The 22,751-nt window shown below is 69.9% G+C and carries 17 protein-coding genes and 1 tRNA gene; 3 read left to right on the top strand and 15 right to left on the bottom strand.

Annotated elements, in window-relative coordinates:
• Window position 1: 1 nt before the first annotated feature.
• From OG538_RS22320 to OG538_RS22280, 9 genes are all read right to left on the bottom strand, one after another.
• Entirely contained in the window at window positions 2–1,558 is a 1,557-nt protein-coding gene (locus tag OG538_RS22320) for a Flp family type IVb pilin (RefSeq protein ID WP_406096248.1), read from the bottom strand.
• Between the two features lie 288 nt (window positions 1,559–1,846).
• Window positions 1,847–2,056 (bottom strand): superinfection immunity protein, encoded by a 210-nt coding sequence (locus OG538_RS22315; RefSeq protein ID WP_406096246.1) that lies wholly within the window; start codon window positions 2,054–2,056, stop codon window positions 1,847–1,849.
• A gap of 188 nt (window positions 2,057–2,244) precedes the next feature.
• Window positions 2,245–2,330: transfer RNA gene (locus tag OG538_RS22310), tRNA-Leu, on the bottom strand.
• Window positions 2,331–2,577: 247 nt separating this feature from the next.
• The gene (locus OG538_RS22305; RefSeq protein ID WP_406096244.1) at window positions 2,578–4,986 is read right to left on the bottom strand and encodes a glycosyl hydrolase 2 galactose-binding domain-containing protein; all 2,409 of its coding nucleotides are present in this window, start codon (window positions 4,984–4,986) and stop codon (window positions 2,578–2,580) included.
• Window positions 4,983–5,891 carry an ATP-binding cassette domain-containing protein gene (locus tag OG538_RS22300; protein ID WP_406096242.1) on the bottom strand — a complete coding sequence of 303 codons (909 nt, stop codon included), beginning with the start codon at window positions 5,889–5,891 and terminating at the stop codon, window positions 4,983–4,985. The genes OG538_RS22305 and OG538_RS22300 overlap by 4 nt, the downstream gene beginning before the upstream one ends.
• Entirely contained in the window at window positions 5,876–6,817 is a 942-nt protein-coding gene (locus tag OG538_RS22295; RefSeq protein WP_406096240.1) for an ABC transporter ATP-binding protein, read from the bottom strand. Before OG538_RS22295 ends, OG538_RS22300 begins: the two co-directional genes overlap by 16 nt.
• A 44-nt stretch (window positions 6,818–6,861) precedes the next feature.
• The gene (locus OG538_RS22290; protein ID WP_406096238.1) at window positions 6,862–7,776 is read right to left on the bottom strand and encodes an ABC transporter permease; all 915 of its coding nucleotides are present in this window, start codon (window positions 7,774–7,776) and stop codon (window positions 6,862–6,864) included.
• Complete coding sequence (locus tag OG538_RS22285) at window positions 7,773–8,768, bottom strand: ABC transporter permease (RefSeq protein WP_406096236.1); 996 nt, start codon at window positions 8,766–8,768, stop codon at window positions 7,773–7,775. Before OG538_RS22285 ends, OG538_RS22290 begins: the two co-directional genes overlap by 4 nt.
• 119 nt (window positions 8,769–8,887) lie before the next feature.
• The gene (locus tag OG538_RS22280) at window positions 8,888–10,618 is read right to left on the bottom strand and encodes an ABC transporter substrate-binding protein (protein ID WP_406096234.1); all 1,731 of its coding nucleotides are present in this window, start codon (window positions 10,616–10,618) and stop codon (window positions 8,888–8,890) included.
• 222 nt (window positions 10,619–10,840) lie between these two features.
• Between OG538_RS22280 and OG538_RS22275 the strand changes: the two genes are divergently transcribed.
• From OG538_RS22275 to OG538_RS22265, 3 genes are all read left to right on the top strand, one after another.
• Window positions 10,841–11,860, top strand: coding sequence for a LacI family DNA-binding transcriptional regulator (locus OG538_RS22275; protein WP_406096232.1), 1,020 nt, complete (start codon window positions 10,841–10,843; stop codon window positions 11,858–11,860).
• Window positions 11,861–12,146: 286 nt separating this feature from the next.
• Window positions 12,147–12,917, top strand: coding sequence for an ABC transporter ATP-binding protein (locus OG538_RS22270; protein WP_406096230.1), 771 nt, complete (start codon window positions 12,147–12,149; stop codon window positions 12,915–12,917).
• 71 nt (window positions 12,918–12,988) lie between these two features.
• Window positions 12,989–15,517, top strand: a complete 2,529-nt coding sequence (locus OG538_RS22265) for an ABC transporter permease (protein WP_406096228.1) — start codon at window positions 12,989–12,991, stop codon at window positions 15,515–15,517.
• Window positions 15,518–15,585: 68 nt separating this feature from the next.
• On the opposite strand, the gene OG538_RS22260 is transcribed toward OG538_RS22265, so the two are convergent.
• From OG538_RS22260 to eno, 6 genes are all read right to left on the bottom strand, one after another.
• Window positions 15,586–16,890 carry a class I SAM-dependent methyltransferase gene (locus OG538_RS22260; RefSeq protein ID WP_406096226.1) on the bottom strand — a complete coding sequence of 435 codons (1,305 nt, stop codon included), beginning with the start codon at window positions 16,888–16,890 and terminating at the stop codon, window positions 15,586–15,588.
• 364 nt (window positions 16,891–17,254) lie between these two features.
• Window positions 17,255–18,640, bottom strand: a complete 1,386-nt coding sequence (locus tag OG538_RS22255; protein ID WP_359082861.1) for an NAD(P)/FAD-dependent oxidoreductase — start codon at window positions 18,638–18,640, stop codon at window positions 17,255–17,257.
• 433 nt (window positions 18,641–19,073) lie between these two features.
• Window positions 19,074–20,018 (bottom strand): exopolyphosphatase, encoded by a 945-nt coding sequence (locus OG538_RS22250; RefSeq protein WP_406096224.1) that lies wholly within the window; start codon window positions 20,016–20,018, stop codon window positions 19,074–19,076.
• 104 nt (window positions 20,019–20,122) lie between these two features.
• Window positions 20,123–20,656, bottom strand: coding sequence for a DUF501 domain-containing protein (locus OG538_RS22245; RefSeq protein ID WP_406096222.1), 534 nt, complete (start codon window positions 20,654–20,656; stop codon window positions 20,123–20,125).
• A gap of 64 nt (window positions 20,657–20,720) precedes the next feature.
• Window positions 20,721–21,191: a septum formation initiator family protein gene (locus OG538_RS22240; protein ID WP_406096220.1), complete on the bottom strand. Its 471-nt coding sequence runs from the start codon at window positions 21,189–21,191 to the stop codon at window positions 20,721–20,723.
• Window positions 21,192–21,303: 112 nt separating this feature from the next.
• On the bottom strand, window positions 21,304–22,584 hold the full coding sequence (gene eno, locus OG538_RS22235; protein ID WP_073738482.1) for a phosphopyruvate hydratase: 1,281 nt from the start codon (window positions 22,582–22,584) through the stop codon (window positions 21,304–21,306).
• Between the last annotated feature and the right edge of the window lie 167 nt (window positions 22,585–22,751).

Raw genomic sequence — 22,751 nt, 5'->3', positions numbered from 1 at the left:
CTCATTTCGCACAGTAGCTGTACGGGAAGAACGAACGCTGACCACCGGAGGGAGCCCCCAGGAACTCGGCCTTCGTCAGGCTCTTCTGCGATTCGGAGCTGGTGTAGGCGCCGTTGATGCCGGCCACCTCCAGGTTGACGTCGAGGCCGATCTCCTCGGACGAGGAGGAACCGTCGTACTCCTGCTTGCTGACCTGCCCGTGGTTGAACGCGTAGTGGCCGAACGGGTCGCCCGGGCCGGGGTCCGAGGTCGGCACCGGGGTGCCGGTGAACAGGTAGTTGAAGGCGCTGTTCATGCCCTGGCCGGAGAACATCTGGGCCTTGATGGCGTCGGACTCGGCCTTGGACATGTTCTTGTCGTCCAGGGGGACGGTGGTGGTGATGACCTGGGTGGTCGTCCCGCCGCCCTTCGCGTTGCCGTTGACGTCACCCTTGAGACCGGCGCCGGCCTCCGCCTTGCCCTCCAGGGTCCGTGTCATCGTGATGCTCTTCACCTTGCCGGTCTTGCTGTCGACGGTGACGGTGATGGCGCCGGCCGCCGAACCGGCGGCCTCCGCACCCGCCTTGGCCGGGCCGGCCTCGCCCTTCGCGTACGCACCTCCGGTGGCCTTCGCCTGGTAGGTGTACGCGTCGGTGTTGTTGATGTGGTTCTGCGTCAGGGTGACTTCCTGCGCCTCGGAGATCTTGAGGCCGGCTTCGACGGTGGCGCCGGGCTTGGGAGCCGGGGTGGTCGTGCCGTCGGCGTTCGTCGTGTCGGGGGCGTTCATGCCCGCGCCGAACTGGAAGCCGGCCTGGGCGGCGACTTCGAGGCTGATCTTCTGCGTGGTGATGTGCTTGTTGCCGAGCCGGTCCTCGATGTTCTGCTTGAGGCGGCTCTCCTCGGCCTTCGGCCCCTTGCCGAACCAGCTGGCTATCTCGGTGGAACCGCCCACGATCGGGCTGAGGTTGGAGAGCTTGTTCAGCCGGCTGAGCTTCTTGTACTCCTGGAGGTCCTTGCGGAACTGGTCCGCCTCCTCCTGGCTGTCGAAGACCCAGGTGTCGCCCGTGGTGACGGTGAGACCGGCGGCGATCTCCACCTTGTCCTTGCCCACGTCACCGATCTTGATACGGCCCTTGGGCTTCTCCGTGCCCTTGATCGAGCCGGCGTCGGTGAAGGTGAGCGACACCTGCTCGTCGTTGTCGTCGATCTTGCCGTCCTTGTTGACGTCCGTCTTCGCCTTGGTCGTCGTCTCCTCGAAGCCGAACTCACCGCCGAACTCGACGCCGAGCGTCTCGAACGACACCCCGAACTTGCCGCCCTGCGTGCCGGCCTTGGTCACGGTGGCGCAGGTGAGCGGCTCGAACTCGGCGTTGGGATCGCCGCCCGCCTCGCCCCCGCCGCCACTTGAGCATCCCCCGCCGCCCATGACCGAGGAGATGGCGCACGAGAACCTCTCGCTGATCTGCCCGCCGAGTCCCGTTACCAGCAGGGCGCCCACGATGGCCACGGCGACCAGGACCATGCCGACGTACTCCAGGGCGGTCCCACCCCGGTCGTCCCATGCACCGCGCGAGGACATGGCCCCCCGACACCTCGTCCGTGGCATGTTGTGTCCTCCCCGATGGCCTTAGGGGTCGGAGGCTACGAGAGGTGCGTGTGTTCGAGCACGGGCCCGTGGGCCCAATCCAGGTCCCAAAGGCAGACGCTCGCGACCGCCCGGCGGGGCCCAATCCCTCGGCGGAGGGCCCAGCGCGTGGCGGACCACGGATCAGGTGGGGCGGGGGGCATCCGGGCCCGGCGCCGGCTGCCGGACACCGGCCCCACCGGGCATGCGCGGGCGCTCACGGCACGCCCGGGCACGGGCACCTCAGTAGCGGGCCCCCTGCTGCTGCGCGCTGCGCACCGCCATCGCCATCGCCACGACCCAGCCCACCAGGGTCCAGCCGAGGAACAGGTTCACCACGAGTACGGAGCCCTTGTTCGGCACACCTCGCGAGAAGGCGACCACCGTCGGTACGAAGTAGGCCAGCAGGCCGAGTAACAGTGCTCCCGCGACAACGAACAGGTTGACGTTCATGTGACCCCCCGCAACGACCGGACAGGAGGATTCATTCTCCCTACCTGCCCATGGATGTCCACAGTGCGTCAACAATGATCACCGGAAGGTGACCGGATGCGGCCGGGGTGGCAACCGGTCGGCTCCGAAACGGGTCCACCTTCGGCACCGCACGGACCCCTCCCGCACGCGCGCCGCCGTGCGCACGATGGTGCCCGGAGCCGGACTCGAACCGGCACGCCCCCGAGGGGCAGCGAGGTTTAAGCTCGCCGTGTCTGCATTCCACCATCCGGGCTTGGCGCGCCGCTCCGCGTTGGCACATGACCCTATCCGGGGGCTTGCCCCGACCTGACGGACCGTGGCTCGATGTTGTCTTATTTTATTGATCGCTTGAGGGCCCGTCAGCACACGCGGGAGGCATAGTCACATGCCTGGGCGGGTGGCGGGCGCGGCGGCCGCGTATCCGAATTGACGGAAAGTCGCCGCACCCGCACAGCCGTTTCGCCAGGGGCACGCCATAGATCGCCAGGGACGCGCCACCCCTACCGGTCGACGGCGTCGTTGACGCAGCGCAGCACCGGGCGCGCCCCCAGCGCCTCCGGGTCCGTCAGGACCGCTCCTGTGATCATGAACACCGTGCTCTCCCCGGGCAGCAGCGTGACGAGCATCTCGTCCACCTCGGCCGCCGGGTCCAGCCGGTCGGGGAAGAGCGCGAGGTCCCGCAGAAGGGTGCGGGCCGTCACCTCGACGCGGTAGCCGGGCGCCTCGCCCCCGCTCTCCGTCACCGTGACGTCGTACAGGGCCGGCGGCAGCGCGAGGCGGGTGTCCTCCTCGTAGAACTCCACCGCCCGGGTGTCACCGAGGCGGGCCACCAGGAGCTCGCGGGTCCGGTCGGCCGGCTCGGCGACGGACGCAGGCAACGGGACCCGGGCGACCGCACGCGCGGCCGTGCTCACCACCACCTCCTCCGCGGCCAGCACAGCGCCGTCCAGGCCGTGCCGGGTGAGACGCAAGGTGCCCGCCCAGGGCGTGGGGGCGTCGTTGACGAGGTGCACGGCTCCGTCGCGTACCGCGATCAGGCGGTCCGCGTACACGGCCCGCAGGGCGTACCAGAGGGGCTTGCGACGGCCGTCGCCGTCGACGGCCGACCAGGAGACGACCGGCCAGCAGTCGTTGAGCTGCCACACGATCGTGCCCATGCAGTACGGGGTGTGGGAGCGGAAGTGCCGGATGCCGAAGGCCACGGCGCGGGCCTGGTTGAGCTGGGTGAGCCAGTGCCAGTCGTCGAAGTCCGCGCCCGGCTGCGGCAGGTGGTCGCCCAGCCCCCGGAGCAGCTTGGCGTTCCCGTCCTCGGCCTTCTGGTGGTGGGCCAGGAGCGGGGCGTCGGGGGTCAGCGGGCCGCTGATCGCGCGGCGGAGCGTGGCGTACGCGGGCGGGCCCTGGAAGCCGAACTCGGCGACGAAGCGCGGCACACGATCCGCGTAGGCGCGGTAGTCGGCCCGGTTCCACACGTCCCAGATGTGGATGGTGCCGTGTGCCGGGTCCTGCGGGTGGATGTCCTCGGTGCCCGAGTAGGGCGAGCCGGGCCAGTAGGGGCGGGTCGGGTCGGTCTCGGCGACGATCGCGGGGAGCAGCTCGTGGTAGTAGCCGTGCCCCCAGGTGCGGTCGCCCAGCTCCTTCTGCCAGCCCCAGTCCGCGTGGCCCTCCAGGTTCTCGTTGTTGCCGCACCACAGGACCAGGGAGGGGTGCGGGGCGAGCCGGGTGACGTTCTCCCGGGCCTCGGCCGCCACCTCGTCCCACAGGGGCTGCTCCTCCGGGTAGGCGGCGCAGGCGAAGGGGAAGTCCTGCCAGACCAGCAGGCCCTTCTCGTCGGCGAGCTGGTAGAAGTCGTCGCTCTCGTAGAGGCCGCCGCCCCAGATCCTGACCAGGTTGACCCCCGCGGCGACCGCTTGGTCCAGGCGGTCGGCGAGGGCCTGCCGGGTGAGTCGGTGCGGGAAGCAGTCCTCGGGGATCCAGTTGACGCCGCGTACGAACACGGGCTCGCCGTTGATGACGAAGCGGAACGCCTCGCGCTCCAGCAGGACGCCGCGGAAGCCGGTCCTGCCCTGCCAGACCCGCTCGCCGAGTCGGACGGTGACGTCGTACAGGGGCTGCTCCCCGTGGCTGTGCGGCCACCATCGCGCGGCGCCGGGGACGGCGAGGGTCACCGTGGCGCGGTCCTCGCCGGCGAGGACGGTGAACGGGGCTCGCTCTCCCGCGACCTCCACGACCGCGTCGAGGGCCTCCCGGCCGGCCCGGTCCACGTCGAGCGTGACGGTGAGGCGCGGCACCCCGGCGTCGTCGAGGTCGGGCAGCAGTTTCACCGAGGCGATCCGGTGCCCGCTCCACGTCTCCAGGGCCACCGGCCGCCAGATGCCGGAGGTCACCAGGGTCGGCCCCCAGTCCCAGCCGAAGTTGCAGGCCATCTTGCGGATGAAGGCGTACGGCTCCGCATACGCGCCGGGGCGGTCCCCGAGCCGGTCGCGCAGTTCCTCGGCGTACGTGTACGGGGCGGTGAACCGTACGTCGAGGGTGTTGGCGCCCTCGGCCAGCACGGCGCGGACGGGGAAGCGGTGACTGCGGTGCTGGTTGGCGCTGCGGCCCACCTCGATGCCGTTGAGCAGGACCGTGGCGACCGTGTCGAGGCCGTCGAAGCACAGGGCGGCCTGGTCGTACCCGTCCGGAGTCCAGTCGAACGTGGTCCGGTAGGTCCAGTCGGTGCGGCCGATCCAGCCGAGCCGGTTCTCGTTGTCGTCCAGGTACGGGTCGTCGATCAGTCCCGCCGCGAGCAGGTCGGTGTGGACGCAACCGGGCACGGTGGCGGGGACGCCCCCTGTGGGGAGCCCCAGCGGCCCGGGACTCTCGGCGACGAGTGTCCAGCCGTCGTGCAGGGGCAGGTGGCGAAGGGTCACGCGGAGGTCCTTCCGCAGTCGGGGAGCTGGGCGCAGGCGACGAAGTGGTCCGGCTCGGTCTCGTACAGATCGGTGTTCCCGCCGCCGCCCTCGTGGAAGGCGCAGCTCTCCAGCGGCTCGGGCGGGTCCCAGGGGGTGTTGAGCCGGGGCACGGCGGCCAGCAGGGTGCGGGTGTAGGGGTGGAGCGGGTTGCCGAACACCTTCTGGGTGTCGCCCCGTTCGACGACCCGGCCGCGGCGCAGCACCACGGTCTTCTCGGCGAGGTAGGTGCCGAGCGCCAGGTCGTGGGTGATGTAGAGGACGCCGAGGCCACGTTCCTTGAGGACGGCCAGGAGGTTGAGCACGTCGATGCGGGTGGAGGCGTCGAGCATGCTGGTGATCTCGTCGGCGACCAGGAAGCTCAGGTCGAGGAGGAGGGCGCGGGCGATGAGGAGGCGCTGCAACTGGCCGCCGCTGAGCTGGTGCGGGTAGCGGCCGAGCACCTGTCCGGGGTCCAGGCGCACGTCCCGTACGGCCTTCTCCACGCGGTCGGCCCACTCCCTGTCGGAGACGCCGGGGTGGTAGGCACGACGGATCAGCGAGAAGACGCGGTCGGCCCGGAACACCGGGTTGTAGCAGGAGAAGGGGTCCTGGAAGACGCCCTGGACGCGGCGGTAGAAGTCCTTGCCCGGGCGGACCGGGCGGCCGTCCAGGGTGAGGCTGCCGGAGCTGACGCCGGTCAGGCCGAGGATCATCCGGCCGATGGTGGACTTCCCGCTGCCGCTCTCGCCGATGAGGGAGACGACCTCGCCGGGTTCGGCGGTGAAGGACACCCGGTCCACCGCGGTGACGGAACCGCCGCCGAAGGCTCCGGCGCGGTAGGTCTTGGTGACGTGGTCGAGGGTCAGCATCAGGCCTTCCAGCATGCGACGGAGTGACGGGGGGCGATCTCGACGACCGGTGGTTCCTCGGCACACCGCTCGTCGGCCAGCGGACAGCGGTCGCGGAACCGGCAGCCGGCCGGGGGGTTCAGCAGGGAGGGCGGGGCGCCCGCGATGCCCTTGAGGGGCTTGTCGGCGTACCGGGCCCCGACCTCGGGGAGCGAGCCCAGCAGGAGCTTGGTGTACGGGTGGCGGGGCGCGGTCGTCAGGACCTTCGTGGGGGCCTTCTCGGCGAGCTTGCCCGCGTACATCACCATGATCGAGTCGGCGATGTGCGAGGTGAGGCCGAGGTCGTGGGTCACGAAGATCATGCTGGTCACCAGGCCCTTGTCGCGCAGCCCGGTGAGCGCGCCGACCACGGCCCGCTGGGTGGAGACGTCCAGGGCCGAGGTGACCTCGTCGGCGATGAGGACGGACGGGTCGAGAAGGGTGGAGATCACCATGACGGTGCGCTGTTTCATGCCGCCGGAGAGCTCGATCGGATAGCGGTTCAGGACGTCGTGGTCCAGGCCCACCAGGTCGAGGCGGCGGTGCAGTTCGGCGGTGTCCACGCTGACGCCGCGGGAGGCGAGCAGTTCGCGGATCATGCGCCCGATGCGCCGGGTCGGATTGAGGGCGCTCATGGAGTACTGCGGTACGAGCGATATGCGGTGGAAGCGGAAGGCGTTCATCGCCCGGTCGTCGGCGACCGGGACGTCGTCACCGTCGAGCGTGACGGTGCCGCCCGCGTGCCGCATCCGGCCGTCGAGGCGGATCAGCGACTTGCCGAGCGTCGTCTTGCCGCAGCCGGACTCGCCCGCCAGGCCCAGGATCTCTCCGTCGGCGAGGTCGAAGGAGACGCCGTCCAGGGCCCGGACCTCGCCGCGCAGGGTGCGGTAGTGGACCCGGAGATCGGTCACGGTCAGGGTCATGTGCTCAGGCCTTCCCGAGATCGGTCACGGTCGGAAGTCATGTCTCAGGCCTCCCGCAGCTTCGGGTTGAAGACCTCGTCGAGGCCCACGTTGGCGACGTACAGCGCGCCGACGATCGCGGTGATCCCGGCGCCGGGCGGGACGAACCACCACCACATGCCGAGTTGGAGCGCGCTCCACTGCTGGGCGCTCTGAAGCATCAGCCCGAGTGAGACGCCCTCGGTGGGGCCGAGCCCGATGAAGTCGAGCGAGGAGGCGATCAGGATGGAGCCGCCGAAGAGCAGGATGAACATCATGAAGAGGTACGAGCTCATGTTGGGCGCGATCTCGCGGAAGACGATCCGCCAGGTGCCGCTGCCGCTGAGCCGGGCGAGGTCCACGAACTCCCGGGTGCGCAGCGAGAAGGTCTGCGCCCGGATCGCGCGCGCCGCCCAGGGCCAGGAGGTGAGACCGATGAACAGGCCCTGCACGGCGACCGACCGGACCCCGAGGTAGGCGTTGATGATCAGCAGCACGGCGAGTGCGGGCAGCACCAGGACCACGTTGGTGATCATGTTGAGGATCTCGTCGACCGCTCCCCCGCGGTAACCGGCCAGGAAGCCGACGAGCATGGCGATGACGGCGGCGATGGCCCCGCCGACGACGCCGACCAGGAAGGTGGCACGCAGCCCGTGCACGAACTGGGCGTACACGTCCTGGCCGAAGGTGGTGGTGCCCATCCAGTACGTGCCGTCGGGCGCCGAGGCCTGCGGGCCCACGTACTCGTTGGGGTCGGCGTTGTCGAGCAGCGGCGGGCCGATGATCCCGACGAGCAGGAGCAGCACGACGACGGTGAAACCGATGATGAGCTTGGGGTTGCGCACGGCGTAGTGGAGCGTCTCGCGGCCGGGCTTGGCCGCGGCGGCCGCGGGCCCCGCGACGGGGCCGGTGTCGGTGGCCGGTTCGGGCACGGTACTCATGACTGGCCTCCTGCCATGCCGGTACGGGTCCGGGGGTCGACGACGACGTACACGATGTCGATGAGGAAGTTGGCGATCAGTACGCCGATGACGATGAACAGGAACGCGCCCTGGAGCAGGAAGAAGTCCTGGTTCTGGATCGCGGCCAGGATCAGCGAGCCGAGCCCGGGATAGGCGAACACGATCTCGGTGACGAGAGCCCCGGCCACCAGGACGCCCAGCTGGAGGGCGAGTCCGGTGATCTGCGGCAGGACGGCGTTGCGGAAGGCGTAGCGACGGATGAGCCGCTGCGGGGCGCCGAGGGCCGACAGGTAGGACGAGTAGTCGGACTCCAGCTCGTAGATGATCATGTTGCGCATGCCGATGGCCCAGCCGCCGAGTGCGACGAGGAACAGCGAGAGGAACGGCAGCACCCAGTGCTGGAGCAGGTCCACGGCGAAGGCGGTGGACCAGCTCGGCTGGATGTCGAGGCTGTAGCCGCCGGAGAGCGGGAACCAGCCCGCCTTGGAGCCGAGCGCCCAGGCGAGGATGACGGCGATCCACATGTACGGCATCGCGGTCAGCAGGTAGCCCGCCGGCAGCACGGTGTTGTCGAGCACCTTGCGGCGGGCGGCCAGCGCCCCGGCCCAGTTGCCGACGAACCAGCTGAGCAGGACGGCCGGGATCATCAGCCCCAGCGTGTACGGGAGTGCGTCGAGCAGCACGTCGGCGACGGGCTTGGGGAACACCCAGATGGACAGCCCGAAGTCGCCTTGCAGCAGGGCGCCCCAGAAGTGCAGGTACTGCTGCCAGACGGGTTCGTCGAAGCCGAAGAGGTTGTTGTAGTAGGCGCGCATGGCCTCGACGGCCTCGGGCTGCGAGACCCGGGCCCTGGCCACCATGGCGGCGACCGGGTCGCCGGGCATGAAGCGCGGGATCATCCAGTTGACGGTGACGGCGACGACGAAGGTCAGTGCGTAGATCAGCAGTTTGCGGGCGAAGTAGCGGCGCAAGGTAGCTCCCCGGAGAGAGCCCCGCCGTGCGGGCGGCGGTGAGGGCGGCAGGCGCACGGCGGAGCGGTCATGGAAGGAGAAGGGCCGGCGCGGGGCCGGCCCTTCTCAGAACGGCCGTGTCACTTGACGGGCTTGAGCTGGGTGAGGGCTTCGAAGCCGCCCATCTCCAGCCAGTTGCGCCACAGCGCCGGTGCGTACTTGGGTGCTCCGGCGGCGTCCGACGGCCAGTTCGTCCAGTTGCCGGTGGTGGACTGGGCCCAGAGGCCGTTGTACCAGAGGGGGATGACCGGCATCTCCTTGAGCTGGATCGCCTGGATCCTGGAGATGACCTTCTTCATGCCCTCGGTGTCGTCGGTCTTCACCCCGCCGAGTTCCTGGACGAGCTTCCAGGCCTCCTTGTTCTCGTAGCGGCCGAAGTTGACCGTGTTCTGCTGCTTCTGGACGGGCAGCTGGAACATGTACTCGTAGTACGTCCACGGGGTGCTGGACAGCTGGCGCTCGTTGTTGACGACCAGGTCGAAGGCGCCCTTGCCGCGCTGCTCGTTGAGGGCGTTCGCGTCGGGGAACTCGGTGGTGATGCTGATGCCCGCGTCCTTGGCGGACGAGGCGATGACCTTCGCGGCCTCCATCCAGTCGGTCCAGCCGGTGGGCACGGCCAGCTTCAGACCGATCTTGGAGCCGTCCTTGTTCTCCACGAGACCGTCGCCGTCGGTGTCCTTGTAGCCGGCGTCCGAGAGGATCTGCTTGGCCTTGGCGGTGTCGTAGGAGAAGCCCTCACTGGCCACCAGGCCCTGGTCGACGAACTTGTCCCACTGCGGGAGCAGACCGGTCGGGTTGGCCGGCTTGACCAGTTCCCCGTAGACACCCTTGACGATCTTGCCGGTGTCGACCGAGGCGGCGAGCGCCCTGCGGAAGGCGGCGTCGTTCATCGGCTTCTTCGTGGTGTTGGGCACCAGCCAGGCCGTGTTGGCGGAGAGCATGTAGGGCGGCTTGTCGTAGTACGAGACGACCTTCTTGCTCTTGACCAGCGAGGAGGCACCGGGCAGGAAGTTGTTGCTGAGGTCCAGCTGGCCCTGACCCAGCTGACCGATGACGACCTCGTTGCTCGGGTTGGAGACGTCGACGATGTAGCGGGGTGCGGGCTTCATGGAGAGCGCCTTGACGCCCCACCAGTCGTCACGCCGCTGCCACACGACCCGGTCCTGGGAGTGGCTCTTGAGCGTGTACGCGCCGCTGCCGACCGGCTTGTCGTTGACGCCGTCGAGGATCTCCTTCTCGGACCGCTTGCCCCAGATGTGCTCCGGGACGATCGGCTGCCCGTAGAGGGTGAAGTCCCACTCCTGGTAGCGGGCCTCCTTGAAGGTGAAGCGGACCGTCGTGGCATCCACCGCCTTCGCGTCCGACAGCCAGCTCCACAGGGTGTGGAAGGACGAGGCCTCGATCTTGCCGAGCCCGTAGGAGTACGCGACGTCCTTGGCGGTCAGCGGCTTTCCGTCCGACCAGGTGATGCCCGGGCGGAGCTTCACCTCGTACGTCTTGTCGCCGGTCCAGCTGCCCGACTCCGCGAGCCAGGGCGTCAGCTTGCCCGCGTTGGGGTCGAAGTGGAACAACGTCTCGTAGACCAGGCCCTTGGTGCCGGTGGCGTGGTCCCAGTTGTGCAGCGGGTTGTAGTTGGCCGGCGGCCCCCATTGCGTACCGGTGGTGTAGAGCGTCTCGTTGCGCGGGAGCGCACCGCCCCCGCCCGCACCGCCGGAGCCGCCCGCCGAGGAGCCGCCCCCCGTGCACGCGGTGGCGGCGAGTCCGATCACGGCGAGCGTGGCCGCGATCCGTCCCCGGAATCCCGTGCCCATCGTCCCTCCATCTCCCCGCCGTCCATGCCGAGCGGAGTTACTGAACCGGGTAAGTGCCGTGAAGCTAAGGCCGCCAGGAGACCGTGTCAAGGGTGAGGGAGCGCTCCCATTCCTTTATTTTTGCGGGAGTTGAGCGATCAGCATTTCAGGAGAGGAGCCGCGCCGCGAGCGAACCAGCGACTAGGGTGTTTGTTTCATACGAACCGGTTAAGTGAGGTTGCATTGCCCAGACACCGCCCCACGATCGCCGATATAGCGCGCCGCGCAGGGGTTTCCAAGGTCGCGGTGTCCTACGCCCTGAACGACCGGCCGGGCGTCTCTCCCACGACCCGCGCCACCATCAAGGCCATCGCGCAGGAGATCGGCTGGCGGCCCAACAGCGCGGCTCGCGCCCTCACCCGTGCCCGGGCCGACGCGGTCGGTCTCGCCCTGTGCCGGCCCGCCCGGCTCCTCGGCACGGAACCATTCTTCATGGAGCTGATCAGCGGCATGGAGAGCGAACTCTCGCCCCGTGGCTGTGCCCTGCTGCTCCAGGTCGTCACCGATCCGGCGCAGGAACTGGAGGTCCACCGCCGCTGGTGGGGCGAGGGCCGGGTGGACGGCGTGTTCCTCGCCGACCTGCGCAGCCCCGACCCGCGCCTCGAGGGCGTCGTCGAGCTGGGGCTGCCGGCCGTGGTGATCGGCCACCCTTCGGCGGCAGGCCCGCTCCCCTCCGTATGGTCGGACGAGCACACGGCGCTCCGGGACACCCTCACGTATCTGACCGCGCTGGGCCACCGGTCCATCGCCCGCGTCGCCGGAATGCCCGGGCTCAACCACACGGAGCTGCGCGACCGGGCCCAGCACGAGGTCTGCGCCGACCTCGGCCTCGACGAGCCCGTCATCGTCCACACGGACTACTCCGGACAGGACGGGGCGCACGCGACCCGACGGCTGATCAGCTCCCCGCGGCGGCCCACCGCCGTCATCTACGACAACGACATCATGGCCGTGGCCGGCCTCTCGGTCGCCCAGGAGATGGGACTCGACCTGCCGGACGACCTCTCCCTCGTCGCCTGGGACGACTCACAGCTCTCCCGGGTCGTCAGGCCTGCGCTCACCGCCCTGAGCCGCGACATCCCGGCGTACGGGGGCCATGCCGCACGCACCCTGCTGTCCCTGGTCGCCGACGGCACGGCGGCCGGCTTCGAGGACGCGGCGGCCCGGCTGGTCCCCCGCGGGTCGACGGCCGCGCCCCGCTAGGGCCTGTTTCGAAAGCAGCGCCGTCCGCCCGGAGGGCGGGCAGGCGGGACTTTCGAAACACGCCCTGGGCGCGCGGGCGTCCCCCGGGGCCGATGTCATACCGCAGGAGGACGCCAGGGCCCCTGCGGTGCGACTCAAGGCTGCCTCGGGAACGGGCACCGGGAGTGACGACCGGCGGCCGATCGGCGGAGAGGATGGAGCCGAGCCCCTGCCCCGGGCCCCCGCCGCCCGGCGAGGCCGTCGGGCGGGCTCCCCGTCCCGCACGAACCCCACCCTGGAGACTCCCGTGACCACCATGTCCACCGCTCACCGCGCCACCGCGGTGGCCGCCCGCGCCACGGAACTGTCGAAGGTCTACGGAGAGGGCGAGACCAAGGTGACCGCCCTGGACCGGGTCACCGTGGACTTCCCGCAGGGCGAGTTCACCGCGATCATGGGCCCGTCGGGCTCCGGCAAGTCCACGCTGATGCACTGCGTGGCCGGCCTCGACAGCTTCAGCAGCGGTTCCGTGCGCATCGGCGAGACGGAGCTGGGGTCCCTCAAGGACAAGCAGCTCACCCAACTGCGCCGCGACAAGATCGGTTTCATCTTCCAGGCGTTCAACCTGCTCCCGACGCTCTCGGCGCTGGAGAACATCACGCTGCCGATGGACATCGCGGGCCGCAAGCCCGACCAGGACTGGCTGAGCAAGGTCATCGACATGGTGGGCCTCGCCGACCGGCTGAAGCACCGGCCCACCGAGCTCTCCGGCGGGCAGCAGCAGCGCGTCGCGGTGGCGCGCGCACTGGCCTCCCAGCCCGAGATCATCTTCGGTGACGAGCCCACCGGAAACCTCGACTCCCGCTCCGGCGCCGAGGTCCTCGGCTTCCTGCGCAACTCGGTGCGCGAACTGGGCCAGACCGTGGTGATGGTGACCCACGACCCGGCCGCCGCCTCCTACGCGGACCGGGTCATCTTCCTCGCGGACGGCGCCATCGTGGACCAGATGATGCACCCCACCGCGGACGGGGTGCTGGACCGGATGAAGGCGTTCGACGCCAAGGGCCGCACCAGCTGAGCCCCGGCCCCCGCCCGGGGCCCTCGTCGCCGTCCCATCCGGAACCCCTCCCCCTCCCAGGACTGACAGCCATGTTCCGTACCGCCCTGCGCAATGTGCTCTCGCACAAGGCCAGGCTGCTGATGACCGTCCTCGCCGTGATGCTCGGCGTGGCCTTCGTCTCCGGCACCCTGGTCTTCACCGACACACTCGGCAACGCCTTCCGCAACCAGTCGGCCAAGAGCTACGACGACATCGCCGTCGCCGTCACCACGTACGCCGACCAGCGCGACGAGAAGGCCGCCGCCATCGACGCCGCCACCCTGAAGAAGATCCAGGCCCTGGACGGCGTGGCCTCCGCCACCGGCCGCGTCGACGGTTTCGCCGGCGTCGCCGACCCCGACGGCAAGCTCATCGGCAACGGCTGGTCCAACACCGGGTCCAACTTCGCCCCCGGCAAGGGCGGCAAGGACGCCCAGTACACCTTCACCGACGGCTCCGGGCCGACCGCCGCGGGCAGCGTCGCCCTGGACGAGGACACCGCGAGGAAGGGCGAGTACGAGGTCGGCGACAAGGTGCGCGTCGCCACCAACGGACCGGTGAAGGAGTACACCCTGTCCGGGGTCTTCACCACCGAGGACGGCGCGGTCAACGCCGGCGGCAGCCTGGTCCTGTTCGACACTCCCGTCGCCCAGAAGCTGTTCCTGCGGCCGGGCGAGTTCAAGGACGTCACCCTCACCGCCGCGCCCGGCGCCTCCGACCAGCAGCTGCTGACCGCCGTGAAGCCGCTGCTCCCCAAGGACGCCGAGGCCAAGACCGGCAAGGTGCGTGCCGACGAACAGGCCGACCAGACCGAGACCGCCCTCAGCAGCCTCAACAAGCTGCTGCTCGCCTTTGCGGGCATCGCCCTCTTCGTCGGCATCTTCCTGATCGCCAACACCTTCACCATGCTGGTCGCCCAGCGCACCAAGGAGCTCGCACTGCTGCGTGCCGTCGGCGCCTCGCGCCGTCAGGTCAAGCGCTCCGTGCTGCTCGAAGCGGCCGTGGTCGGTCTGATCGCATCCGTGGTCGGCTTCGCCCTTGGCCTCGGCCTCGCCACCGGGCTGCGCTCCGCCATGAGCCTGATCGGCGGAAAGATCCCGGCCGGGCCGCTGGTCGTGGCGCCGCTCACCGTCGTCGCCGCCTTCGGCGTCGGCGTCCTGATCACCGTGCTGGCCGCCTGGCTGCCCGCCCGCCGGGCGGCGAAGATCCCGCCGGTCGCGGCGATGAACAGCCAGTACGCGGTGGCCACGGTGAAGTCCCTGGTGCTGCGCAACTCGATCGGTGGCGTCATCGCACTGCTCGGCGGCGCGGCCGTCGTGGCGGGTGCGGCGCAGGCCGGGTCGAACGGTCAGATGCTCCTCGCGGGCGGCGCCTTCCTGGCCCTGATCGGTGTCATCATCCTGATCCCGCTGCTGTCCCGCCCCGTGATCGCTCTGGTGCGCCCGCTGCTGCGGCGGTTGTTCGGGGTCTCCGGCAAGCTGGCGGCGCAGAACGCGGTCCGCAATCCGCGGCGTACCGGCGCCACCGCCTCCGCGCTGGCGATCGGCCTCACTCTCGTCACCGGCATCTCGGTGCTCGGCGTCACCCTCGGCCAGGCGGTCGACAAGGTGACGACGGACAACATCAAGGCCGACTACATGGTGTCGATGGCAAGCGGCGACGCGCTCGACGAGTCGGCGCTCACCGCCCTGGAGAAGGCGGACGGCGTCACCGCCCTCTCGCCCCAGCAGGCGGTCTGGCTGGAGATCGGCAACACCTCGCTCTCGGCGTCCGGTGTCACCCCCGGCGATGTGCAGAAGGTCCTCACCGTCGACACCGTCGCGGGCTCCCTGGACTCCCTGGGCAAGGGGGAGATCGCCGTCTCGGACAAGACCGCGAAGTCGCACGGCTGGAAGACCGGCGACAGCGTCCCGGTCACGTACGAGGACGACAAGAAGGGCAACCTGAAGGTCGGCGCCCTCTACAAGGACAACGAGTTCCTCTCGCCGGTCCTGATTCCCCGTGACGTCGTGGCCCCGCACCAGGGCCGGGCGGACATCCGCGAGATCTGGGTGAAGACGGACGGCGGCGCGAGCGCGGCCCACGAGCAGGCGCTGGTCGACGCGCTGGGCGACAACCCCGGCATGAGCATCATGGACCGCAAGGACATCCGCGACATGTTCGGCGGCTCCATCAACCTCGCGATGAACATCATGTACGGGCTGCTGGCCATGGCGCTGATCATCGCGGTGCTCGGGGTCGTCAACACCCTGGCCATGTCGGTGTTCGAACGGCAGCAGGAGATCGGCATGCTGCGGGCCATCGGCCTGGACCGGCGCAAGGTCAAGCGCATGATCCGGCTGGAGGCCGTCGTCATCTCGCTCTTCGGCGCGGTGGTCGGCATTGGGCTCGGCATGTTCCTCGGCTGGGCGATCGGGCAGACCGTGGCCGCCGAGATCCCGCAGTACGTCCTGGTGGTGCCGTGGGGCCGGATCGCGGTCTTCCTGCTGCTGGCCGGTCTGGTGGGGGTGCTGGCCGCCCTGTGGCCGGCCCGCAACGCGGCGAAGCTGAACATGCTGACGGCGATCAAGACGGAGTAGTGCCACGTGAGACGGCCGAGGGCCGGTCCCCGCTTCGCGCGGGGGCCGGCCCTCGGCCGTGTCCGGGGTCAGCCGGTCGCGTCGGCCTTCCAGTCGCGGGCGCGCAGCGGCATGCGGGCGCCCCCGCCCTCGACCGGGCGGACCGCGAGGATCTGGTTGACGCCGATCTTGTTGCGCTCGAAGGAGAGCGCGGAGGCGGCCATGTAGAGCCGCCAGACCCTGGCCCTGCCGGGCGAGGTCATCCGCACGGCGCGCTCCCAGTCGCGCTCCAGGTTGGCGACCCAGCGACGCAGGGTCAGGGCGTAGTGCTCGCGGAGCGACTCGACGTCGCGGGCCTCGAAACCGGCTTCTTCGAGGGTCGCGACGGTCCGGCCCACCGGGGCCAGTTCGCCGTCCGGGAAGACGTAGGCGTCGATGAACTCGTCCACGTGGTACGCGGACTCGTCCCTCTCCGGGCGGCGGGCGATCTGGTGGTTGAGGAGGCGTCCGCCGGGCTTGAGGAGTGCGTAGAGGTCGTCGGCGTACTCGCGGTAGCGAACCGAGCCGACGTGTTCGGCCATGCCGATCGAGGAGATGGCGTCGTACGGGCCGTCCCTGACGTCCCGGTAGTCCTGGACCCGGATCTCGATCCGGTCGGTCAGGCCCTCCTCGGCGATGCGCTTCCGGGCGAAGGCGGCCTGTTCCACGGAGAGGGTCACTCCGGTGACGCGGGCGCCGTACTCACGGGCGGCGTGGATGGCCATCGATCCCCAGCCGCAGCCGACGTCCAGGAGACGGTCGCCCTCCTTCAGCGCGAGCTTGCGGCATACCAGGTCGAGCTTGTCGCGCTGGGCGTCCTCGAGGTTCCCGCCGTCCTCCCAGTAGGCGCAGGAGTAGACCATGGAGGGGCCGAGGACCAGTTCGTAGAAGTCATTGCCCACGTCGTAGTGGTGGCTGATGGCCTCCTTGTCGCGGCGCTTGGTGTGCAGGGTGCCGGCGCGGCGGCGTACCTCCTCGGGTGGCGGCGGGGGCGGGGGCCAGGGGCCGGCCAGGTGCAGCAGTCCCTTGGCAGCGGCTCTCAGTTTCGGGTCGCGGACCGGGTGGACGCTGTCCTTGGCGTCGCCGCCGCGTTCCCAGATCAGCCCGGCCATCAGGTCCAGGGCCCCGTACAGATCGCCCTCGATGTCGAGTTCTCCGGCCACCCAGGCGCGGGCCAGGCCCAGTTCGCCCGGCTTCCACAGCAGGCGGCGCAGGGCACGGCGGTTCCTGATGACGAGGACGGGGGCGCCGGGGGGTCCGGCTTCGCTGCCGTCCCAGGCCCGGATGCGGACCGGTAGGGGTTCTCCCAGCAACTCCTGGGCGAGAGCGGTCAGCCGCAATGCGGCGTCTGCCATGGCGCACACCTCCGTGATGGTGTTTCCCAACGTGCCCAGACATGCCCACACATGTCTCGGACCACGCCACGGCACCCTTGGCGCCGTGGCGAGGTACACCCCCCTCAACAGTCTCCGGCGGGCCGGCCATCCCGCTACTGCGCAACGGAACGGCAAAATACCTGTACCGCACACGCATCCGTCGGGGCACTGGCCCCCGTACTCCCGCACCGGCTGCCGCGCCCACCTGCACCGATACGCCGAAGGGGCCGTCCGCACCACGGATGGCGGACGGCCCCTTCGGACGTCGTGCGACTGTCTGTCGCGGATACGGAGATCCGCGGACCGGGCCGGAGGACCGGGGTCCTCGTGCCCGGGTGCGGGCCTAGGAGGCCTTGGCCTTCTCGCCCACGGGCTTGGCGGCGGCGGGGGCCGGCGCCGGCTTGGCGGCCTCGTAGAACTCCTCGCGGGGAGTCTCCATGGCGCCGAGCGAGACGACCTCGCGCTTGAGGAACATCGCCAGGGTCCAGTCGGCGAAGATCCGGATCTTACGGTTCCAGGTCGGCATCGCCATGCCGTGGTAGCCACGGTGCATGTACCAGGCGAGACGGCCCTTGAGCTTGATCTTCACCTTGCCCATGACGATCATCGCGACGCCCTTGTGCAGCCCCAGGCCGGCGACCGCACCCTTGTTGGCGTGGCTGTAGTCGCCCTGCGGGAAGCCGCGCATCCCGGAGATGACGTTGTCACCGAGGACCTTCGCCTGACGCAGCGCGTGCTGGGCGTTCGGCGGGCACCAGGCGTTCGGGTTGCCGGCCTTGCGGCCGACCATGTCCGGCACCTGGGCGTTGTCGCCCGCGGCCCAGATGTAGTCGGTGCCCTGCACCTGGAGCTTCTCGGAGGTGTCCACGTGGCCACGCGGGCCGAGCGGCAGACCGAAGCGGGCCAGCGCCGGGTTCGGCTTCACGCCGGCGGTCCACACGATGGTGTTGGAGTCGACCTCCAGGCCGTTCTTCAGCACCACGTGACCGTCGACGCAGGAGTCCATGGAGGTCGAGAGGAAGACCTCGACACCACGGGACTCCAGGTGCTCCCGGCCCCAGGTGCCCAGCTTCGGGCCGACCTCGGGAAGGATCTTGTCGGCGGCGTCGACGAGGATGAAGCGCATGTCCTCGCGCTTCACGTTCGTGTAGTACTTCGCCGCGTCGCGGGCCATGTCCTCGACCTCACCGATGGTCTCCGCACCGGCGAACCCGCCGCCCACGAAGACGAAGGTGAGCGCCCGGCGACGGACGTCCTCATCGGTCGTCGAGTCAGCCTTGTCCAGCTGCTCGAGAACGTGGTTGCGCAGGCCGATGGCCTCCTCGATGCCCTTCATACCGATGCCCTGTTCGGCCAGGCCGGGGATCGGGAAGGTACGGGAGACTGCGCCCATCGCGATGACCAGGTAGTCGAAGGGCAGCTCGTAGGCCTCGCCGACGAGCGGCGCAACCGTGGCGACCTTGCGGTCCTGGTCGATGGTCGTGACGCGGCCGGTGAGGACCTCGGCCTTGGGCAGCACGCGTCGCAGCGGGACGACGACATGCCGAGGCGAGATGCTGCCGGCAGCAGCTTCGGGGAGGAAGGGCTGGTAGGTCATGTACGACCGGGGGTCGACGACCGTGACGGTCGCCTCTCCGTAGCGCATCTTCTTCAGAATGCGCCGAGCTGCGTACAGGCCTACGTACCCACCGCCTACTACGAGGATCCTGGGACGCTCCGTGGTGCTCATGCCATCGAGTATCCACCTCCCCCGGGGGGCACGCTCGTGAGCCCCTTCACAAGGTATGGCCCACCCTCTGCTACACTTCGCCGCCCACGTGACCCAGGTCATGACCCGGCAGGGGAACCACGACAGCCTGGCGAACGTTGTTCACCGCTTGTGAGCTGGCCCTTGAGCCGCCGAGCGGGATGAACCACCCCGTTGGACCCCACTCCCGCAGCGCGTCCGGAACCGCCCCGTATGCGGCGCGAGGACCCCCGCGCACCCTCCTGCGGACCCGTTCGCAGCAGAAGTCCGGCCCAGAGGGCCGAATTCCTTGTGAAGAAGTTCACGAACTTCGTCGCGCCGCGTCCCCGAAGGCGCCCGCAGGACGGTTCCGGACGGCTCAAAAGTGCAGGCCGGGGTGCTGATGAGCAGTGCCTGCGGGCGGCTGCGGGCCCCCCTAACGGGCCGCGTAGAAGGCGATTCCGTCGAGGATGTCGTGCTCGCTGACGACGACCTCGCGCGCCCCGACCCGCTCCATCACGGCCAGCAGGATGAGCGCCCCGGAGGTGATCACATCGACCCGGCCCGGATGCATCGCGCCGATCGCCGCACGCTCGGCGTGGGTCGAGGCGAGAAGCCGTTCGGTGATCTCCCGGACCTGCTCCAGGGAGACCCGGGAGTGGTGGATCGCCTCGGAGTCGTACGCGTCGAGCCCCAGCGCGATGGCGGCCACGGTGGTGACCGTTCCGGCGAGGCCGACGAGCGTTGCCGCCGAGGTGAGCGGGACGGTCTCCTCGGCCAGGTCCAGCGCGGCAGCGACGTCGGCCCGGATCGCTTCGACCGCGTCCGGGGCGGGCGGGTCGCTGACGACACCGTCCCGCACGAGGTGCCGCTCGGTCATCCGGACGCAGCCGATGTCCACGGACCGGGCGGCCCGCACCCGGTCGTCGCCGACGACGAACTCGGTGGAGCCGCCGCCGATGTCCACGACGAGGTACGGCTTCGCGAGGTCGTCGCGCCCGACGAGCTCCTTGGTGGCCCCGTCGAACGAGAACTCGGCCTCCTGATCGCCCGTGATCACCTCGGGCTCGACACCCAGGATGTCCAGCACGCCGCGGACGAAGTCGTCCCTGTTCTCCGCGTCCCTGGAGGCGGAGGTGGCGACGAAGCGGACCCGCTCCGCGCCCTGCTCCTTGATCACCGCGGCGTACTGCCGACAGGCCGCGAAGGTCCGTTCCAGCGCGTCGGGGGCGAGCCGGCCGGTCCGGTCGACGCCCTGCCCCAGCCGGACGATCTCCATCCGCCGGTCGAGCTCGACGAGCTCACCCGTGACGGGGTCGGCATCCGCGACGAGCAGACGGATCGAGTTGGTACCGCAGTCAATGGCGGCCACACGCGTCATGAGTTACTCCCAAATCAAGCGGGGTCCGGGGCGGAGCCCCCGTCCAAGCCTCTCCGGCGATCCAGGAGCGGGGGTCCGGGGGCACCGCCCCCGGGTACGGACGGTCAGCCCTCGTCCGGCGCGCCGCACGGCGAGACGCACGGCCCCTTGCGCCACCATTCCGGCAGCATCGCAATCGCCTCGTCCCCGAGCGGGTTCACGCCCGGCCCCGCGGCCAGCGAGTGCCCGACGAGCACATGCAGGCACTTCACCCGGTCCGGCATGCCGCCCGCGCTCGGGAAGCCCTCCAGCACCTCGATGGCGTCACGCCGCGCGATGTAGTCCTCGTGCGCGGCCCGGTAGGCCGCGGCCAGCTCGGGGTCCGCAGCGAGGCGCTCGGTCATCTCCTTCATGACCCCGTTCGCCTCCAGCGTGCCGATCGCGGACGCCGCACGCGGGCACGTCAGGTAGAACGTCGTCGGGAACGGCGTACCGTCGTCCAGCCGGGGCTGCGTCTCGACCACGTCCGGGTTGCCGCACGGGCAGCGGTGGGCGATCGCGCGCAGCCCGCGCGGCGGGCGCCCCAGCTGCTGCTGGAACGCGGCGATGTCCGCGTCGGTGGGCGCGGTGGACTCGGTCTGGGGAGGGGGCGTTTCCATGCCTGCCTAGGGTTCTGATCGGACTGCTCGAACTGCGGTTCTGCAGAGTTGGGGGACATACGGGTCAGCCGCGGTCGGCGCTGTCGACGCCGTCCCACAGGTTGGAGTGCCAGGGCCGGTCGGTCTCCTCCGGCCTACCGTCGCGCTCCTTGACCGCGTCGGGGTCGACCACGGTGTAGCCGGTCTCCCCGGGAAGAAGGTAGTGCAGGTGCTCACGGGCCAGCCGCTTGACGTACGCGTCGTCCTGGAGCCGCGCCTTCTCGTCGCGCAGTTCCTCGGTACGGGCCTCGGCCTCCTGCGCGAGCCGCTCCTGGTCGGCGATCTCGTCACGCTGCGACACGTACTGCCGCATCGGGTACGCGAGGGCGACGATCAGTGAGCAGACGATCAGAGCCAGGAAGGCGGCCCGGCCGGTGAGCCGGGAGCGGCGGGCCTGACGGCGGTTCTGGGACCGGTAGACGCGGGCCGCGGTCTGCTCGCCGAGCAACCGCAGCCGGGTCGCGGTGGAGAACCGGTCCCGGTCCTTCGCGGCCATGTCTCCGCCTCCCCATTACGCACGTCCGTCCCCGCACACGGTACGGGACCGAGTGCGGGGACGGACGGAGGCCGGGGCGCTCGACCCCGCCGGGCTTTGCCGGGCCTGTGTGTCAGCCCTTGAAACGCGGGAACGCCGAGCGGCCCGCGTACACCGCGGCGTCGTCGAGGATCTCCTCGATGCGCAGCAGCTGGTTGTACTTGGCGACACGGTCCGAGCGGGCCGGGGCGCCGGTCTTGATCTGGCCGCAGTTCACGGCGACCGCGAGGTCGGCGATGGTGACGTCCTCGGTCTCGCCGGAACGGTGCGACATCATGCACTTGAAGCCGTTGCGCTGGGCCAGCTCGACGGCGTCCAGGGTCTCGGTCAGCGAACCGATCTGGTTGACCTTGACGAGCAGGGCGTTGGCGGAGCCCTCCTCGATGCCGCGGGCCAGACGCTCCGGGTTGGTGACGAAGAGGTCGTCTCCGACGATCTGCACCTTGGCGCCGATCTTGTCGGTGATGACCTTCCAGCCGGCCCAGTCGTCCTCGTACAGCGGGTCCTCGATGGAGACCAGCGGGTACGCGGAGACGAGCTCCTCGTAGTACTCGGTCATCTCGGCGGCCGAGCGGGACTTGCCCTCGAACTCGTACTTGCCGTCCTTGTAGAACTCCGAGGCGGCGACGTCGAGCGCGAGCGCGATGTCCTTGCCCGGGGCGTAGCCGGCTTCCTTGATGGCCTCGACGATGAGGTCGAGGGCGGCGCGGTTGGACTCCAGGTTCGGCGCGAAGCCGCCCTCGTCACCGAGGCCGGTGGACAGGCCCTTGGTCTTCAGGACCTTCTTCAGCGTGTGGTAGACCTCGGCGCCCCAACGCAGGGCCTCCGAGAAGGACTCCGCGCCGATCGGGGCGATCATGAACTCCTGGATGTCCACGTTGGAGTCGGCGTGCGACCCACCGTTGAGGATGTTCATCATCGGGACGGGCAGCAGGTGCGCGTTCGGGCCACCGAGGTAGCGGAACAGCGGCAGGTCCGAGGCCTCGGAGGCGGCGTGGGCCACGGCGAGCGAGACGCCGAGGATGGCGTTGGCGCCGAGCGAGCCCTTGTTCTCCGTGGCGTCCAGGTCGAACATCGCCTGGTCGATCAGCCGCTGCTCGGTCGCGTCGTAGCCGACGAGCTCCGGGCCGATCTGCTCGATCACGGCGAGGACGGCCTTCTCGACGCCCTTGCCGTGGTAGCGGTTGGGGTCTCCGTCGCGAAGCTCAATGGCCTCGAACGCGCCGGTGGAGGCGCCGGACGGCACGGCAGCACGGCCCGTGCTGCCGTCGTCGAGGCCGACCTCGACCTCGACCGTGGGGTTTCCGCGGGAGTCGAGGATTTCCCTGGCTACGACGACGTCGATGGACGGCACGAGGCATCTCCTTCTGGGATATGACGCTGGTGGTGCAGGGTCGCTTTGGCCTTGCGACAAGAGCCTAACCGGCCGGGCCGCCCCAACCGGCCGACCGCCCGTCCCCTGGGACGAAAAAGGACTCAAGGGCGGGCACAGCGGGGCAAAAGGCCAGAATTTTACTGGCC

It is taken from the genome of Streptomyces sp. NBC_01013 (assembly GCF_045162765.1).
In the GTDB taxonomy this organism is placed as follows: domain Bacteria; phylum Actinomycetota; class Actinomycetes; order Streptomycetales; family Streptomycetaceae; genus Streptomyces.
This window is presented reverse-complemented; position numbering and strand designations above follow the sequence as displayed.

Bases quoted from the DNA above. Each gene is read 5' to 3' on its own strand.
- OG538_RS22245 (WP_406096222.1), bottom strand. From the start codon at position 20,656: ATGGAAACGCCCCCTCCCCAGACCGAGTCCACCGCGCCCACCGACGCG.
- OG538_RS22250 (WP_406096224.1), bottom strand. From the start codon at position 20,018: ATGACGCGTGTGGCCGCCATTGACTGCGGTACCAACTCGATCCGTCTG.
- OG538_RS22295 (WP_406096240.1), bottom strand. From the start codon at position 6,817: ATGACCCTGACCGTGACCGATCTCCGGGTCCACTACCGCACCCTGCGC.
- OG538_RS22255 (WP_359082861.1), bottom strand. From the start codon at position 18,640: ATGAGCACCACGGAGCGTCCCAGGATCCTCGTAGTAGGCGGTGGGTAC.
- OG538_RS22315 (WP_406096246.1), bottom strand. From the start codon at position 2,056: ATGAACGTCAACCTGTTCGTTGTCGCGGGAGCACTGTTACTCGGCCTG.
- OG538_RS22290 (WP_406096238.1), bottom strand. From the start codon at position 7,776: ATGAGTACCGTGCCCGAACCGGCCACCGACACCGGCCCCGTCGCGGGG.
- OG538_RS22260 (WP_406096226.1), bottom strand. From the start codon at position 16,890: ATGGCAGACGCCGCATTGCGGCTGACCGCTCTCGCCCAGGAGTTGCTG.
- OG538_RS22240 (WP_406096220.1), bottom strand. From the start codon at position 21,191: ATGGCCGCGAAGGACCGGGACCGGTTCTCCACCGCGACCCGGCTGCGG.
- OG538_RS22280 (WP_406096234.1), bottom strand. From the start codon at position 10,618: ATGGGCACGGGATTCCGGGGACGGATCGCGGCCACGCTCGCCGTGATC.
- OG538_RS22320 (WP_406096248.1), bottom strand. From the start codon at position 1,558: ATGTCCTCGCGCGGTGCATGGGACGACCGGGGTGGGACCGCCCTGGAG.
- OG538_RS22300 (WP_406096242.1), bottom strand. From the start codon at position 5,891: ATGCTGGAAGGCCTGATGCTGACCCTCGACCACGTCACCAAGACCTAC.
- OG538_RS22265 (WP_406096228.1), top strand. From the start codon at position 12,989: ATGTTCCGTACCGCCCTGCGCAATGTGCTCTCGCACAAGGCCAGGCTG.